Annotated in this window: 11 protein-coding genes and 1 pseudogene; 4 read left to right on the top strand and 8 right to left on the bottom strand. The window is 72.7% G+C overall.

Annotation, left to right across the window (positions count from 1 at the left end; all coding sequences use genetic code 11):
- Positions 1-8: 8 nt before the first annotated feature.
- Genes ACWDNY_RS19430 through ACWDNY_RS19420 form a run of 3 tightly spaced genes read right to left on the bottom strand, consistent with a single transcriptional unit; the run spans position 9 to position 2,789 of the window.
- On the bottom strand, positions 9-920 hold the full coding sequence (locus ACWDNY_RS19430) for an ABC transporter ATP-binding protein (RefSeq protein ID WP_451647003.1): 912 nt from the start codon (positions 918-920) through the stop codon (positions 9-11).
- Positions 917-1,828 (bottom strand): ABC transporter permease, encoded by a 912-nt coding sequence (locus ACWDNY_RS19425; protein ID WP_451647002.1) that lies wholly within the window; start codon positions 1,826-1,828, stop codon positions 917-919. The genes ACWDNY_RS19430 and ACWDNY_RS19425 overlap by 4 nt, the downstream gene beginning before the upstream one ends.
- Positions 1,818-2,789: an ABC transporter ATP-binding protein gene (locus ACWDNY_RS19420; RefSeq protein WP_451647030.1), complete on the bottom strand. Its 972-nt coding sequence runs from the start codon at positions 2,787-2,789 to the stop codon at positions 1,818-1,820. The genes ACWDNY_RS19425 and ACWDNY_RS19420 overlap by 11 nt, the downstream gene beginning before the upstream one ends.
- 199 nt (positions 2,790-2,988) lie before the next feature.
- On the opposite strand from ACWDNY_RS19420, the gene ACWDNY_RS19415 reads away from it, so the two are divergent.
- Together ACWDNY_RS19415 and ACWDNY_RS19410 are read left to right on the top strand one after the other, a co-directional pair.
- Entirely contained in the window at positions 2,989-4,746 is a 1,758-nt protein-coding gene (locus ACWDNY_RS19415) for an SDR family oxidoreductase (RefSeq protein WP_451647001.1), read from the top strand.
- 171 nt (positions 4,747-4,917) lie between these two features.
- On the top strand, positions 4,918-5,466 hold the full coding sequence (locus ACWDNY_RS19410; RefSeq protein ID WP_451647000.1) for an RNA 2'-phosphotransferase: 549 nt from the start codon (positions 4,918-4,920) through the stop codon (positions 5,464-5,466).
- Between the two features lie 116 nt (positions 5,467-5,582).
- Here the strand turns inward: ACWDNY_RS19410 and ACWDNY_RS19405 are convergent, their stop codons facing one another.
- Complete coding sequence (locus ACWDNY_RS19405) at positions 5,583-6,497, bottom strand: LLM class flavin-dependent oxidoreductase (RefSeq protein ID WP_451646999.1); 915 nt, start codon at positions 6,495-6,497, stop codon at positions 5,583-5,585.
- 397 nt (positions 6,498-6,894) lie between these two features.
- Between ACWDNY_RS19405 and ACWDNY_RS19400 the strand changes: the two genes are divergently transcribed.
- Both ACWDNY_RS19400 and ACWDNY_RS19395 read left to right on the top strand, forming a co-directional pair.
- Positions 6,895-8,088 (top strand): glutathione-independent formaldehyde dehydrogenase, encoded by a 1,194-nt coding sequence (locus ACWDNY_RS19400; RefSeq protein WP_451646998.1) that lies wholly within the window; start codon positions 6,895-6,897, stop codon positions 8,086-8,088.
- Between the two features lie 511 nt (positions 8,089-8,599).
- Positions 8,600-9,508: a Cof-type HAD-IIB family hydrolase gene (locus ACWDNY_RS19395; protein ID WP_451646997.1), complete on the top strand. Its 909-nt coding sequence runs from the start codon at positions 8,600-8,602 to the stop codon at positions 9,506-9,508.
- A 45-nt stretch (positions 9,509-9,553) separates the two neighbouring features.
- Here the strand turns inward: ACWDNY_RS19395 and ACWDNY_RS19390 are convergent, their stop codons facing one another.
- From ACWDNY_RS19390 to ACWDNY_RS19375, 4 genes and pseudogenes are all read right to left on the bottom strand, one after another.
- Positions 9,554-10,597: a M23 family metallopeptidase gene (locus tag ACWDNY_RS19390; protein WP_451646996.1), complete on the bottom strand. Its 1,044-nt coding sequence runs from the start codon at positions 10,595-10,597 to the stop codon at positions 9,554-9,556.
- A gap of 294 nt (positions 10,598-10,891) precedes the next feature.
- Entirely contained in the window at positions 10,892-14,479 is a 3,588-nt protein-coding gene (gene cydD / locus ACWDNY_RS19385; RefSeq protein ID WP_451646995.1) for a thiol reductant ABC exporter subunit CydD, read from the bottom strand.
- An 80-nt stretch (positions 14,480-14,559) separates the two neighbouring features.
- Positions 14,560-15,579: a cytochrome d ubiquinol oxidase subunit II gene (gene cydB / locus ACWDNY_RS19380; RefSeq protein ID WP_451646994.1), complete on the bottom strand. Its 1,020-nt coding sequence runs from the start codon at positions 15,577-15,579 to the stop codon at positions 14,560-14,562.
- 20 nt (positions 15,580-15,599) lie between these two features.
- Positions 15,600-15,800: pseudogene (locus tag ACWDNY_RS19375) on the bottom strand (cytochrome ubiquinol oxidase subunit I); the annotation flags it as partial.

Here is a 15,800-nt window from a genome sequence, read left to right as displayed (position 1 = left end):
TCGGCCTCCTACGCCGCGACCAGGTACGAGAAGACGGACTCGAGGGACTCGTCGGAGGGCGAGACTGTGTGCAGCCGGATGCCGTGGTCCCTGGCGACCCTCGGCAGCAGCGTGGTGAAGCGGCCGAAGTCGACCGCCTGGACGCGCAGGGCGCCCTCGGCGACGTCGACCTCGATGCCGGACGTCGACGGGTCCGCGATCAGCGCGGCGGCGAGTGCGCGGTCGTCGCTGGACCGCACCAGGTAGCGGTGCGGGCGGTCCGTCATCAGCCGGCGGATCCGGCGGAAGTCGCCGCTGGCCGCGTGGCGTCCGGCGACGACCACCTCGATGTGCCGGGCGAGCTGTTCGACCTCCTCGAGGATGTGGGAGGAGAACAGCACGGTGCGGCCCTCGTCGCCCATGCGACGCAGCAGGTCCATCAGCTGCATGCGCTGGCGCGGGTCCATGCCGTTGAAGGGTTCGTCGAGGAGCAGGAGCGACGGCTCGTGGACCAGGGCGGACGCCATCTTCACGCGCTGCCGCATGCCCTTGGAGTACGTGGAGATCTTCCGGTCCTGCGCGTACTCCATCTCGACGGTGGCCAGCGCGCGCTGGGCCGCCTCGGCGCCCAGCCCGTGCAGCTCGGCGTTGGCCACGACGAACTCGCGGCCCGTGAGGAAGTCGTACATCGCCTCTCGTTCGGGCACGACTCCGATGTGCCGGTAGATCCGCTCGTTGCGCCACACCGGCTGCCCGTCGAGCGTGATGGAGCCCGTGGAGGGGGCGAGGAAGCCGCCCATCATGTTGATCAGGGTGGACTTCCCGGCGCCGTTGGGGCCGAGCAGGCCGGTGACGCCGGGACCGATCGTCATGGTGATGTCGTTGACGGCGACCACGTTGCCGAACCAGCGGGAGACGTGGTCGATGCTGAGGGTCGTCACAGTCCCACCTTCTTGTAGCGGCGCATCAGGAGGCCGTGGCTCGCGGCGACGAGTCCGAGGACGGCGAGGACGTAGACGACGCCCTCGGCGTGGGAGGGGCCGGTCCCCGAACCGCCGGGGAAGCTGGAGCTCGCGCCCAGGAACGCGGTCTGCACGCCGTCGATGAGGGTGATCGGTGAGAACAGGCCGATCCACGCGACGGCACCGGTGCTGCCCTGCGCCACGGCGATGGCCTGGAGCGTGGAGACCGCGCCGTAGGAGATGGTCAGCACCGCGATGACGGCGGCGATGCCGAAGCCGCGGCGCGGTGTGACGGCGGCGATGACCAGGCCGATGCCGGCGAAGAGCAGCGACAGCAGTGCCACGGAGACCAGTCCCTGTGCGAATCCCTCGGTCTGCTCGGCGAAGTCCAGCTTGGCCAGGAGCGCGCCCGCGTACAGCACGAGCAGCGGAGCGGCGGTCAGCGCGAACATCGCCGAGGCCAGCGCCGCGTACTTGGCGCGGACGTAGTCGGCGGTCTCGATGGGCCGCGAGAAGTACAGCGGCACGGTCCTGAAGCGCAGGTCCCGGGAGACGGACTGGGGTGCCTGGGAGGCGACGTACAGGCTGATGACGCCCTGCATGATGATGGCGTAGCGCGTGTAGTCGACCGGCAGGTCCTTCATCTTCGTGGCGACGGTCACGGCCACCATGATGGCGGCGGGCACGCACATCACCACGAACAGCAGCATCGGCAGCACCTTGGACTTCAGCGAGCGGCCGAAGCCGTAGGCGCCGCGCAGGGACTGCGAGTACAGCGAGCGGCGGGCGTAGGCCCGGCCCAGGCGGGGGCCGTCGTAGCCCCGGTAGCCGATGTCGTGGATGCGGGTCTGGTCACCCGGCATCGTCGTGGGCTGCTCAACCGCCATGGCCGACCGCCTCCCTCCGCTGGGTGCCGTGCTGTTCGTCGTCCCGGAAGACCTCCGAGATGTGGTGGCGGCGCTGCTCCATGCGGACCAGGCCGAGGCCGAGGTCCGCGATGACGTCCCGCACCAGGTCGTACGTCTCCTCGTTCTGCGCGGTGAGGAGCAGGACGTGGCCCGCGCCCGGCAGGCCGGTGCCGTCCTGGGTCCGCACCCCGCGCGCGTGGAGCGCCTCGCGCACCGCGCGGGTGCCGTCCGGGTGCTCGTCGCTGTCGGTCACCTCGATCGCGAGGGTGGTCGTGATCTGGGTGAAGTCGGTGGTGGAGCTGGAACGCAGGAGCTTGCCGCCGTCGACGACGACGACGTGGTCGCAGGTGCGTTCGAGTTCGCCGAGCAGGTGCGAGGTGACCAGGACCGAGATGCCGAAGTCGGTGTGGATGCGGCGGATCAGGCCGAGCATCTCGTCGCGGCCGACCGGGTCGAGGCCGTTGGTCGGCTCGTCCAGGAAGACGAGCCGCGGGTCGTGCACCAGTGCCTGGGCCAGCTTCACCCGCTGCTTCATGCCGGTCGAGTAGCCGCCGATGGGGCGGTACCGCTCCTCGTAGAGGCCGACGTGGCGCAGCGTGTCGGCGGTGCGTTCGCGCGCGGCGGTCGCGGGCAGCCCGGACATGCGTGCCATGTGGACGACGAACTCGGTGGCCGAGACGTCGGGCGGCAGGCAGTCGTGCTCCGGCATGTAGCCGACGCGCTCGCGGATGGCGGCGCCCTCGGTGGCGACGTCGAGGCCGAGCACCTCGGCGCGGCCCTCGGTCGCGGGGGACAGACCCAGCAGGATCTTGATCAGTGTGGACTTGCCGGCTCCGTTGGCGCCGACGAGCCCTGTCACACCGGGTCCGACGTCCACGGAGAGCCGGTCAAGCGCGGTCACCCGTGGGTACCGCTTGCTCAGGCTTTCGGTCGCGATCACAGTCACGTCCTCGACGGTAGTGACGCGCGCCACGGCGGTCGTCAGACCCCAGAGCAGTCTTGGTGTCAGACTCCAGTCGTACGGGTCCGTAGGGGTCCCCCTGAGGTCTCACGCCACCAGCGGCTCCCCGCGGGTCGCCGGGGCCCTGTTGACGTTACGTCTAACGACTGCCACAGTCGCCGGGGTCGAGCCGAGGGGAGTGACGGTGCTCAAGGACGCGCGGGAACGCCGGGTGCACGCCGACGGGGTCGAGCTCGCCGTGGCCGAACTGGGTGACCCGGCCCGGCCGACGGTCCTCCTCGTGCACGGCTACCCGGACAGCAAGGAGGTCTGGTCCGAGGTGGCCGTCCGCCTCGCCGGCCGCTTCCACGTGGTGCTGTACGACGTGCGGGGCCACGGCCGGTCCACGGCCCCGCGGCCGCTGCGCGGCGGCTTCACCCTGGACAAGCTCACGGACGACTTCCTGGCGGTCGCCGACGCGGTCAGCCCCGGGCGGCCCGTGCACCTGGTCGGGCACGACTGGGGCTCCGTGCAGTCGTGGGAGTTCGTCACCGCCGGGCGCACCGAGGGCCGCATCGCCTCCTTCACCTCGCTGTCCGGGCCCTCGCTCGACCACTTCGGCCACTGGATCGGCCGGCGGATGAGGCGGCCCACCCCGCGCCGGGTCGGCCAGCTCCTCGGCCAGGGCGCGAAGTCCTGGTACGTGTACCTGCTGCACACCCCGCTGCTGCCCGAACTGGCCTGGCGGGGCCCGCTGGGCAGGCGCTGGCCGGCGATCCTGCGGCGTGCCGAGAAGCTGTCCGGCGGCGACTACCCGACCTCGTCGCTGCCCCGCGACGCGGCGCACGGCGCCTGGCTGTACCGGGACAACGTCCGGCCCCGGCTGCGCCGGCCCCGCGCGGACGCCTACGCACACGCGCCCGTGCAGCTCATCACGCCCCTGGAGGACCCGTTCCTGTCGGAGCGGCTGTACGACGGCCTGGAGGAGTGGGCGCCGCGGCTGGTGCGCCGGACGCTGCAGGCCGGGCACTGGGTCCCGCGGACCCGCCCCGACCTGCTGGCGACCTGGATCACGGAGTTCGTGACGGCCACCGAGGAGGGCCGTCCCACACCGCGGGCCGACGGGGCGTACGCCGACCGCTTCGGCGGACAGCTCGTGCTGGTCACCGGCGCGGGCAGCGGCATCGGACGGGCGACGGCACTCGCGTTCGCCGAGGCCGGCGCGCGCGTGGTGGCCGTCGACCGCAACGCGCGGGCCGCGGCCCGCACCGCCGAGGTCTCCCTGGCGGCCGGCGCGCGGGAGGCCTGGGCGGAGACGGCCGACGTCTCCGACGAGCAGGCCATGGAGCGGCTCGCCGCGCGCGTCGCCGCCGAGTACGGCGTCGTCGACGTGCTGGTGAACAGCGCGGGAGTCGGCCTGTCCGGCTCCTTCCTCGACACCACCCCCGAGGACTGGCGCGGGGTCCTCGACGTCAACCTGTGGGGCGTCATCCACGCCTGCCGGCTCTTCGGACGGCAGATGGCCGAGCGCGGGCAGGGCGGTCACATCGTCAACCTCGCCTCCGCGGCGGCGTACCACCCCTGGAAGGCACTGCCCGCCTACAGCGCCTCCAAGGCGGCCGTGCTGATGCTCAGCGAGTGCCTGCGTGCCGAGCTGGCCGGACGGGGGGTCGGCGTCACGGCGGTGTGTCCCGGTTTCGTCGCCACCGGCATCACGTCGACGGCGCGGTTCGCGGGCGTCGACGCTGCGGAGGAGAAGCGCCGGCAGCAGCGCGCCACCCGCCTGTACGGGCTGCGCGGCTACCCGTCGGAGAGGGTCGCCGCTGCGATCGTGCGGGCGGTGGTCCGCGACGAGGCGGTGGTCGCGGTCACGCCGGAGGCCCGTGTCCTCCGCGCGGTGTCCCGCTGGGCTCCCGGCCTGGCGCGGCGGATCGCGCGGGTGGAACCCCGGCTGTGAGCCCCCGGTCGGGCCGTGCCGGCCGGGCGGCCGGGCGGCACGGCCCGACCGGGGGCCCGGTTGTCCACAGTTTCACCGCTCAACCTGTGGAAAACCGTGCCGGGCTGTGGATCAAACCTGTCCGCCATGCTCACCCGCGTGATCCGTGTCTCACCCGGCATGCTTGGTGCCATGGACGAAAGACGCACGGTGAAGGTGTCCAAGTTTCTTTCCAGGCACCTGCGCCACCAGCCGGAACGGCTCGGGCTGACCCTGGACGAGGGGGGCTGGGTCGCCATCGACGCACTGATCACGGCAGCGGCCACCCAGGGCTTCCCCTTCTCCCGCGAGGAGCTCGACCACGTGGTCGCCACCAACGACAAGCGGCGCTTCGCCGTCGAGGGCGACCGCATCCGGGCCAGCCAGGGCCACAGCGTCGAGGTCGACCTCGGACTGGCGCCGGCGACCCCGCCGCCGTGCCTCTACCACGGGACGGTGCCCCGCGCCCTGCACGCCATCCGCACCGAGGGGCTCAGGCCCATGCGCCGCCACGACGTGCACCTGTCCGCCGACCGCGTAACCGCGACACGCGTCGGTGCCCGCCGCGGCCGCCCCGTCGTGCTGTCCGTGGACGCCGCCGCCATGCACCGCGACGGCCATGTCTTCCACGTCAGCGCCAACGGCGTGTGGCTGACCCAGGCCGTGCCGGCCCGATACCTTCGGTTCCCCGGTCCCCGCTGACCTGGGCACTTCACCCTTCAGATGCCGATGAGCCGGACTCGGTCACCGCACAGCCGGGACATGTCGGCAAGGTCGGACGTCAGTATGGCCACCGGCCCCGGCCGGCGCAGGGGCCGTCACCCCAGCTGCGCGAGCGCCTCGGTGGCAATGCGCTCGAAGGCGTCCATGTCGGCGGCGAAGTCCGAATCCGGGATCGGCCAGTGGATGACGATCTCGGTGAAGCCGAGTTCCCTGTGCCTGCCGGCGAAGTCGACGAAGGCGTTGAGGGACTCCAGGGGACGGCCACGGTCCGGCGTGAAACCAGTCAGCAGGACCTTGTCCACGGCGTCGGCGTCGCGGCCGATGTCCAAGCACGCCTTTCCCAGCTTCTCAACCTGGTCACGCAGTGCCTGGCGGGACTGCTCAGGGGTACCCGTCTCGTACAGCTTGGGGTCACCCGTGGTCACCCACGCCTGGCCGTGGCGCGCGGCGAGCCGCAGCCCGCGCGGGCCGGTGGCGGCCACCGCGAAGGGCAGCCGGGGCCGCTGCACACAGCCGGGGATGTTGCGCGCCTCGTGCGCCGAGTAGAAGTCGCCGTTGTACGAGACACCGTCCGTGCCGTCCTCGGTCAGCAGCCGGTCGAGCAGCGGCACGAACTCCTCGAACCGCGCGGCACGCTCGCGCGGGGTCCAGGGCTCCTGACCGAGCACCGTGGCGTCGAAGCCATTGCCACCCGCGCCGATGCCCAGCGTGATCCGGCCGCCGGAAATGTCGTCCAGCGAGATCAGTTCCTTGGCCAGAGTCACCGGGTGCCTGAAATTAGGCGACGTGACGAGGGTGCCCAAGCGCATCTGCTCGGTGACGCCCGCGGCGGCGGTGAGTGTCGGTACCGCTCCGAACCAGGGCCCGTCACGGAACGGGACGCGCCAGGACAGGTGGTCGTAGGTGTACGCGCCGTGGAACCCGAGCTCCTCCGCACGCTGCCATGCGGCGCGGCCCCCCTCGTGCCAGCGGCGGTACGGGAGGATCACGGTGCTCAGACGCAGACTCATGCTCCAGAGCCTACGGTGCCCCTCGGCGCGTCTGCGAACGGTCGTACTCGGGGTCGGCCACTGCTGGTGCCGGAACGGCCGAGGAGGCGGGGCGCCCGGAGACCGGCCGAGAAACGTGGACCAGGGCGTTCTGAGGGCTCCTGAGGAGCGGGCGCTGCCGCGTCGGTCATCCCTCAAAGCCAGCAACGCGCGGGCCTGCCCGGATGGAGATGACGTGCTTGGCCGGGAGCGTGGCACACGGCGTCAGTGCGATGGCACGCCGGCACAGAGGGTCCGCTTCCGGCGTGCATACGTCGGGTGGCAGCCATACGTTGGAAAAGCCGAGGTCGCAAATCTACCCAAATGACCGCCAGCACTTGCACGGCCGAGTCGCCCTCGATCAGCAGAGGAGATCCTCATGGCAAGCAACAACCGCGCCGTCGTCTTCAACGCTCCGAAAGACATGCGCGTCGAGTCCCGCGACTTCCCGAAGCTTAAGATGCCGAACGGGAAAGACGCCCCGCATGGCGCCATCCTCAGGCTCGTCGCCACCAACATCTGCGGTAGCGACCTGCACATCTACCGCGGTTCCTTCCCGGTGCCCCAGGGCATGGTGATGGGGCACGAGAACACCGGGGAGGTCATCGAGGTCGGCCCCGACGTCGAGTTCCTCAGTGAGGGCGACCTCGTCTCCGTCCCGTTCAACGTCGCCTGCGGCCGATGCCGCAACTGCAAGGCGCGCCGGACCGACGTCTGCGAGACCACGAACCCCAAGGTGCCCTGCGGAGCATACGGCTTCAACCTGGGCGACTATGACGGTGGCCAGGCCGAGTACATGTTCGTCCCGTACGCCGACTTCCAGCTCCTGAAGTTCCCGGACAAGGACCAGGCCATGGCGAAGATCCTTGACCTGGCGGTGCTCTCGGACATCCTGCCCACCGCGTTCCACGGTCTCATGGAGGGCGGTGCCAAGACGGGCTCGACCGTGTACATCGCCGGCGCCGGCCCGGTCGGCCGCTGCGCCGCGGCATCGGCGCGCCTCCTGGGGGCGTCCTGCATCATCGTCGGCGACCACAACAAGGACCGCCTGGAGCTGGTGAAGAACAACGGCTGCGAGACGATCGACCTGACCCAGGACGCACCGCTCACCGACCAGATCGAGGCCATCCTGGGCGAACCCCGGGTCGACTGCGCAGTCGACTACGTCGGCACCGAGGCACACGGCATCGGCCGCGAGGCCGAGGACATGGACCCGGCCTACGCCATCAACCAGGTGATCGACGCCACCCGCGCGGGCGGAGCCACCGGAATCATCGGCGTCTACGGCCCCGACCCGCTCGCGAAGTCGAAGGACGAGCAAGAGGGAACGTACCCGATCGACATCGGCAAGGCCTGGATCAAGTCACCGCGGATCACCGCCGGGCAGGCACCGGTCATGCAGTACAACCGCGAACTGATGATGGCGATCCTGTGGGACCGCATGCCCTACTTGAGCGCCCTGCTCAACGCGAAGGTGATCAGCCTCGACGAGGCCCCCGAGGCCTACGCGACCTTCGACTCGGGAGTGCCGCTCAAGTTCATCATCGACCCCCACGGCCTCATTCCCACCTGAGGCCCGCCCTCCCCGGCCCGCAGTCCCCGTTCGGGGAGGCCGCGGGCCGGACCCCTGCCTTGCCGACGCATCGGCCGGCGAAAAGGCCCGGGAAGAGACTCCGCCTCGGCGGTCGACCGGGGCGGTCGGGTAGCGGGGGCCGACTGCCTCGGTCGGCCTCGTCACGAGGTCGCCTCGGTCAGCTGCTCGGGGGCCGATTCAGTCTGGTCGGACATCGACCGTGCCGCCTGCTCGTCGGCTTGCCGACGCACCGAATGGGCTGAGGCTGCTTCGGCAGAGTCAGCCGACTCGGGGTCGTGGTGCGGCATCTTCGCCCCGCCCCGAAGTGGACCGACCCGACCGGGAGCGAGGTCGCCGGCAGCACAGGAGCAGCTCGCCTGACCGGGTCCGGCCGTGGGCGCGGTGCCGGAAGTGTCCCCGCCGCCCCGCGGGCCCGGGACGTGACCTCCGCAACGTCTCAGGTGCGCGGAGTTCCGCACACCCGTGCGGGCATGTGCGGGACAATGGCCGGGTGACCTCAGCGACTCGACAGCCCGAGCCCCCGGCCGCGCCCACGCTCGCGGCATCACCCGACCAGGGAGGTGCCCCCATCGTCCGGCCGCGGCTGATCGCCACCGACCTCGACGGAACCCTGCTGCGCGACGACAAGTCCGTCTCGCCCCGCACGGTCTCCGCCCTCGCCGCCGCCGAGGAGGCAGGCATCGAGGTCTTCTTCGTGACCGGCCGCCCGGCCCGCTGGATGGACGTCGTCAGCGACCACGTCCACGGTCACGGCCTGGCGATCTGCGGCAACGGCGCGGCCGTGGTCGATCTGCACGGCGGTCCCGGCGCCCACCGCTTCGTCAAGGTGCGGGACCTGGCACGGGAGAACGCGGTGGAAACGGTGGGGCTGCTGCGCGAGGCGGCGCCGGGCACGGTCTACGCGGTGGAGCAGACGTACGGCTTCTACCAGGAGCCGACGTATCCCAAGCTGCACATGGAGACACCCGACACCCTCGCACCCGCCGAGGAGTTGCTGGCGCCGGACGGGGTCGGCTCGGACCAGCCGATCCTGAAGATCCTCGCCTACCACCCCGAACTGGACCCGGACGCCTTCCTCACCCTCGGCCGGCTTGCCGTCGGCGGGCGCGCCACCATCACCCGGTCCAGCCCCAGCGCCCTGCTGGAGATCAGTGGCCCGGGTGTGTCCAAGGCCAGCACGCTCGCCCTGTGCTGTGCCGAGCGCGGTATCTCGCACGAGCAGGTCGTCGCCTTCGGGGACATGCCGAACGACGTCGAGATGCTGACCTGGGCCGGCCGGTCCTACGCGATGGGCAACGCGCACCCCGCCGTGGTCGCCGCGGCGTCCGGGCGGACGGTCGCCAACAACGACGACGGGGTCGCGGTCGTCATCGAGCGCATCCTCGGCGACCGGCTGTAGCGGCAGCCGGCGTCCGCAGCCCCGGTGCCGGCCCGTGGCGGGCCCCTAGTCCAGGTGGACGCCGCGGGCGGCCAGCCACGGCAGCGGGTCCACCGCCGAGGCCGACTGCTCGTTGGTCCCCACCTCGAAGTGCAGATGCGGGCCGGTGGAATTCCCGGTGGTGCCGGACTGGCCGATCCACTGGCCGCTCGTCACCCGCTCACCACGCTCGACGGCGACGGAGGCGAGGTGGGCGTACCGCGTGAACGAGCCGTCCGGGTGCCGGAGGACGATCTGGACGCCGAAAGGGCCCCCGCAGGCCACCCTCACCACCCGTCCCGCGCCGACCGCCCGCACCGGTGTGCCGATCGGCACCGCGAAGTCCTGCCCGGTGTGCCGGTGCGCCCACCGCCTCCCTCTGTTGCCGAACCCGGCGGACATCTCGTACGCGTCCACCGGCGCGACCCAGGCCCGCGGGGAGCCGGCCGGCGACGGGCCCAGGCGCACGGCGTCACGGCACCTGCCCGCCGCGACCGAGGCGTCCGCCTGGCGCTCCAACCGCCGCCGTGCGGCCTGAAGCCTCTGCCGGATGTCCTTGCTCAGCTCGGCGAGGCGGACGGTGCGCCGGTCCAGCGTCCGCCAGACCCGCACCGCCCTGACCTCCTCCGCGGCGAGCCGAGCCTCGGCCCGGCGGCCGCTGCGGACCATGGGCGTGAGGACGCCGCCCGCCTGCCGCGCGGCACTCTGACGGCGCACCAGGTCCTCCGGGTCGCCCGCGAGCAGCAGCTGCACGGTGAGCGGCAGTCCCCCTCCGGCGCGGTACTGGGCGCGCGCGACCCGGCCCAGGTCCTCCTGCAGACCGGCGACCCGCCCGCGCTCACGGTCGAGGAGTGCGTCGATGCGCCGGACCCGCTGCCGCTGCTTCGCCGCCTCACGCCGGCCGGCGCGGTAGCGCTGGGCGGTCACGGCGGCCTCCTTGTAGAGGCGCGCCAGCCGTGCGCCGGCGCCGTTGTCGCCGCCACGGTTGTGGGCGCCGGCGGGACCCCCGGCCGCCACGGTGAGCGCCCACAGCAGTGCGAGCAGCAGAAACCGGCAGCGAAGTGAGTGCATGCGGCGATCCTGGCCCGCGGGAGCGGGTGACAGCGGCGTCGCCGCCGTACGGCCGGGGCGGGAATCGCCCGGATGGCTCCCGTCCGGCCCCCGGACCGCCGACGGGAGGCCGTCGTGCCGACGGTCCGGCCGGCCCGGGTCGCGGCGGGTCGTAGGGTGCGCCACCCGGCCGCGCCGGCCGCCTCCGGCGGAACCTAGTGCCGCGACAGGCAACGTTCGCCCCGTCGCGACGCCCGGCACGCCCTCTCGCACCGGACGCCGCTCCCTGACGGGCAAACGTTGCCTGCCGCGGCACTAGCGGACCCCGGCGAGCAGGTCCGTCTCCGCCTCGCGGTCGAGCATCGTGCGCAGCGGCCCGGGCACCGCGGCCAGCTCCGCGTACGGTCCGCGCTGCACCACGCGGCCCTCGTCGAGCACGATCACCTCGTCGACGGCCTCCACGCCCGCGAGCCGGTGTGTGATGAGCAGCGTGGTGCGGCCCTCGGTGGCGGCCAGCAGATCCGCGGTGAGCGCGTCGGCGGTGGGCAGGTCGAGGTGTTCGGCGGGTTCGTCGAGGACCAGGACCGGGAAGCCGGCCAGCAGTGCGCGGGCCAGCGCCAGCCGCTGCCGCTGCCCGCCGGACAGCCGTGCGCCGTGCTCGCCGACCAGGGTGTCGAGTCCGTCGGGCAGGCCGTCGGCCCAGTCGAGCAGCCGGGCCCGCGCGAGCGCGTCGCGCAGGTCGGCCTCGCTCGCGTCCTTCCTCGCGAGCAGCAGGTTCTCGCGCACGGAGCTGTCGAAGAGGTGCGCGTCCTGGGCGCACAGCCCGACCAGGCGGCGGACGTCGTCGCCGTCGAGGGCGCAGGCGTCGACACCGCCGAGCGTGTACGTCCCGGCCCGCGCGTCGAGGAACCGCAGCAGCACCTGCGCGAGGGTCGTCTTGCCCGAGCCCGACGGCCCGACCACGGCGATCCGGCGACCCCGTTCCACGGTCAGACGGAGCCCGGTGAGCGCGTTCCGGTCCTGCCCGGCGTACCCGGTGGTCAGGTCCTTCACGATGAGCGGGAAGGGCGAGGCCGGCGCCGGCCGGGGCCGCTCCGGCTCACGGACGGGCTCCGGCGCGTCCAGCACCTCCTGGACACGCTCGGCGCTGCGGCGTACGCGCCGGCGGTACTGCACGGCGAGCGGCAGTCCGAGCACGGCCTCGAAGGCGGCCAACGGAGTCAGCACGACGACGGCCACCGCCACGCCGGCCAGGCGCCCGTCGGCGACCGCGCGCGCACCCACGGCGGCGGCCGCCGCGACGGTCAGCCCCGAGACCAGCGCGGTCAGCCCGGCGCCGAGCGCGGTGGCGGTGGCGGCGCGGCAGGCGATCCGGGTCAGCACGGAGTCGGCCCGCCGTGCCTCGGCGGTACGGGCGGGCAGCGCACCGGCGACCGTCAGCTCCGCGGTTCCGGTCAGCAGGTCGGTGACACGCGTCGCGAGCAGACCCCGCGCCGGGGCGAGCCGGCGCTCGGCGCGCCGGGCCACCGACCCCGAGACCAGCGGGACACCGACCCCGGCCGTGAGCAGACCGGCGGCGAGGACCGCGCCTGCCTCGGGCAGCAGCCAGGCCGTGAAGGCCACGGAGGCGGCGGACACGATCAGCGCCGCTCCGGCGGGCAGCAGCCAGCGCAGCCAGTAGTCCTGCAGCGCGTCCACGTCGGCGACGAGCCGGGTCAGCAGGTCGCCCCGCCGTGTGCGGCGCAGCCCGCCGGGCGCCAGCCGCTCCAGCCGCCGGTAGACGGCCACCCGGGTGTCGGCGAGCATCCGCAGCACCGCGTCGTGCGACACCAGCCGCTCCGCGTACCGGAAGACGGCACGCCCGATACCGAAGGCCCGCGTCGCCGTGACGGCCACCATCAGATACAGCACGGGCGGGTGCTGCGAGGCACGCGAGATCAGCCAGCCCGAGGTGGCCATCAGCCCGACGGCGCTGCCGAGCGCCAGGCTGCCGAGCAGCAGCGCGCCGGTGAGCCTTCCCCGCCGGGGACCGGACATCGCACGGACCCGGGCAAGCACTCGCCGCGTGCGCCCTCGGACGGCCGCGTTGCCGGCGACTCGGGCTCGCGTCTCCGCGCGGCCGTCCACGGCGGCGACCGCGGTGGTGGCGCTCACCGCGGTCCCGTCGTCCGCGGCCGCCCGGGCCACCGTCACGTCCCCGGCCGCCGGCTTCCCTCCCCTTCGCCCATCTGCGGCCGCCGGGCCGCCCACCTCGCCGGGAAGGCGCGTGAGCGGGGCCGGCTCCAGCCGGACCACGCGGTCCGCGACCTCCAGCAGCGCCGGCCGGTGCGCGACGAGCAGCACCGTCCGCCCGGCGGCGAGCCGCCGCACCGCCCGCACGACCTCGGCCTCGGTGCCGCCGTCCAGCGCCGCCGTCGGCTCGTCGAGCAGCAGGACGGGCCGGTCGGCGAGGAAGGCCCGGGCGAGCGCGAGCCGTTGCCGCTGTCCGGCGGAAAGGCCCGTTCCGTCCTCGCCGAGCACGGTGTCCAGGCCCTCGGGCAGAGCCTCGGCGAACCTCAGCGCACCCGCGTCCGCCAGGGCCCGCCGTACCGCGGCGGTGTCCGCACCGGGCCGCGCAAGCCGTACGTTCTCGGCGATCGTGCCCGCGTACAGGTGCGGCCGCTGGGGCACCCAGGCGATGCGCGACCGCCACTGCTCGAGGTCGAGGCCGGCGAGATCCGCCTCGCCGACGCGGACCCGCCCCCCGGCGGGCCGCACGAACCCCAGCAGCACATGCAGCAGCGTCGACTTGCCCACTCCGCTCGGCCCGACCAGAGCCACCGTCTCCCCGGATTCGACGGCGAAGGAGACGTCCCGCACGGCGTCGGCGGTCCGGCCAGGATGGCGGACGGTGACGTCCTCGAAGGCCAGCGCCCCCGACGGGACGGCGCCGGTGCCCGACGGGGGCACCGGCGTCTCCAGCACGGCGAAGATCTCCTCGGCCGCGGCCAGCCCCTCCGCCGCCGCGTGGTATTGCGCGCCCACCTGCCGCAGCGGCAGGTAGGCCTCGGGCGCCAGGACGAGGATGACCAGCCCGATGTACAGGTCCATCTCGCCGGCGACGAGGCGCATGCCGATCGTGACGGCGACGAGGGCCACGGACAGCGTGGCCAGCAGCTCCAGCGCGAAGGACGACAGGAAGGCGATCCGCAGGGTCCGCATGGTGGCTCGCCGGTACTCGGCGGTGATGCGGCGGATCGACTCCGCCTGGGCCTTGGCCCGGCCGAACACCTTCAGCGTCGGCAGCCCCGCGACCACGTCCAGGAAGTGCCCGGACAGCCGGGAGAGCAACCGCCACTGACGATCCGTCCGGGACTGCGTGGCCCAGCCGATCAACACCATGAAGACGGGAATGAGCGGCAGGGTGAGGACGATGAGGGCCGCCGAGAGCCAGTCCTCCGTGACGATCCGCGCCAGGACCGCCATCGGGACGACGACCGCAAGCCCGAGCTGCGGCAGATAGCGCGAGAAGTAGTCGTCGAGGGCGTCGACCCCGCGCGTGGCAAGCGCGACCAGCGAGCCGGTCCGCTGCCCGGCGAGCCACCCGGGACCGAGCGCGGCCGCCCGGTCCAGCAGCCGAGCGCGCAGCTCCGACTTCACGGACGCGCTCGCCCGGTGCGCGGCCAGCTCGGTGAGCCAGGCGACCAGTGCCCGGCCGCCGGCGACGGCCACCAGTGACAGCAGGGGAGTGCGCAGCCCGGCGACCGGCGTCCCCTCCTGGAAAGCGCCCACCACCACCTCGGCGACGAGCATCGCCTGTGCGACGACCAGTCCGGCGCCGAGAGCGCCGAGCCCGACGACCGCCACCAGGAACAGACGCGTGGCGCGGGCGAACCGCAGCAGGCGCGGATCAATCGGTTTCACGTGAAACAAGCCCTTCGTTCCAGGGAGGTGTCGCATGCGGCACGGCACGCGGCACCGTGCGACCCCCCTCCCTGCCAGACTCAGTGCGCGGCGCCGGCCGCGGTGTCCGCAGCGATGTGCTGGGTGCCGATGCGCTTGCGGAACACCCAGTAGGTCCACCCCTGGTACAGCAGGACGACGGGCGTGGCGATCCCGGCGCACCACGTCATGATCTTCAGGGTGTACGGGCTCGACGAGGCGTTGGTGACCGTCAGGCTCCACCGCTCGTCGAGCGAGGACGGCATCACGTCCGGGAAGAGCGCCAGGAACAGCATCGCCACGGCGGCCGCGATCGTGACGCCCGACAGGGCGAACGACCACCCCTCACGCCCCGCCTGGTTCGCCGCGAGCGCGGCCACCAGGGCGGCCACCGCCACGGTCAGCGCCACCAGACTGCGCCCGTTGCCCGTGTCGCTCTGCGTCCACAGCAGGAAGACCACCGCGAAGACGGCCGCCGCGAGACCGACACGCAGCGCCAGCGCCCTGGCCCGTTCACGGATGTCACCCACGGTCTTGAGCGCGGTGAACACCGCGCCGTGGAAGGTGAACAGCGTCAGGGTCACCAGCCCGCCGAGGAGCGCGTAGGGGTTGAGCAGGTCCCAGACGGTGCCCACGTACTCGAAATTCCGGTCGATCCGCACGCCCCGCACGATGTTGCCGAAGGCCACACCCCACAGGAACGCGGGAACCAGCGAGCACCAGAAGATGGCGGTCTCCCAGTTGCGCTGCCAGTGCTCCTCGCGCCGCTTGGCCCGGTACTCGAAGGCCACACCCCGCACGATCAGGCAGAGCAGGATGACCAGCAGCGGCAGGTAGAACCCGGAGAACAGCGTGGCGTACCACTCGGGGAAGGCGGCGAAGGTGGCCCCGCCCGCGGTGAGCAGCCACACCTCGTTGCCGTCCCAGACGGGACCGATGGTGTTGATCAGCACCCGTCGCTCCGGCCGGTCGCGGGCCAGCAGCCTGGTGAGGATGCCGACTCCGAAGTCGAACCCCTCCAGGAAGAAGTAGCCGGTCCACAGGACGGCGATCAGGACGAACCAGACGTCGTGCAGTTCCATGACGGTGCAGCTCCCTGGGCCTAGTAGGAGAAGGCCATCGGCTTGTCGGCGTCACGGTCGCCGCCGATCTTCGTGGGCGGGTTCAGGTCGGCCTCCGTCAGCTCGGGCGGGCCGGCCTTGACGTACTTCACGAGCAGCTTCACCTCGACGACGGCGAGGATCGCGTAGAGCAGCGTGAAGAGGGTCATCGAGGTGAGCACCTCACCCTGGGAGACACCGGG

It is taken from the genome of Streptomyces sp. NPDC003697 (assembly GCF_053587115.1).
The sequence above is the reverse complement of the archived record's forward strand: the minus strand, read 5'-3'. Positions and strand labels throughout refer to the sequence as shown.

Bases quoted from the DNA above. Each gene is read 5' to 3' on its own strand.
- ACWDNY_RS19425 (WP_451647002.1), bottom strand. From the start codon at position 1,828: ATGGCGGTTGAGCAGCCCACGACGATGCCGGGTGACCAGACCCGCATC.
- cydB (WP_451646994.1), bottom strand. From the start codon at position 15,579: ATGGAACTGCACGACGTCTGGTTCGTCCTGATCGCCGTCCTGTGGACC.
- ACWDNY_RS19390 (WP_451646996.1), bottom strand. From the start codon at position 10,597: ATGCACTCACTTCGCTGCCGGTTTCTGCTGCTCGCACTGCTGTGGGCG.
- ACWDNY_RS19405 (WP_451646999.1), bottom strand. From the start codon at position 6,497: ATGAGTCTGCGTCTGAGCACCGTGATCCTCCCGTACCGCCGCTGGCAC.
- ACWDNY_RS19410 (WP_451647000.1), top strand. From the start codon at position 4,918: ATGGACGAAAGACGCACGGTGAAGGTGTCCAAGTTTCTTTCCAGGCAC.
- ACWDNY_RS19400 (WP_451646998.1), top strand. From the start codon at position 6,895: ATGGCAAGCAACAACCGCGCCGTCGTCTTCAACGCTCCGAAAGACATG.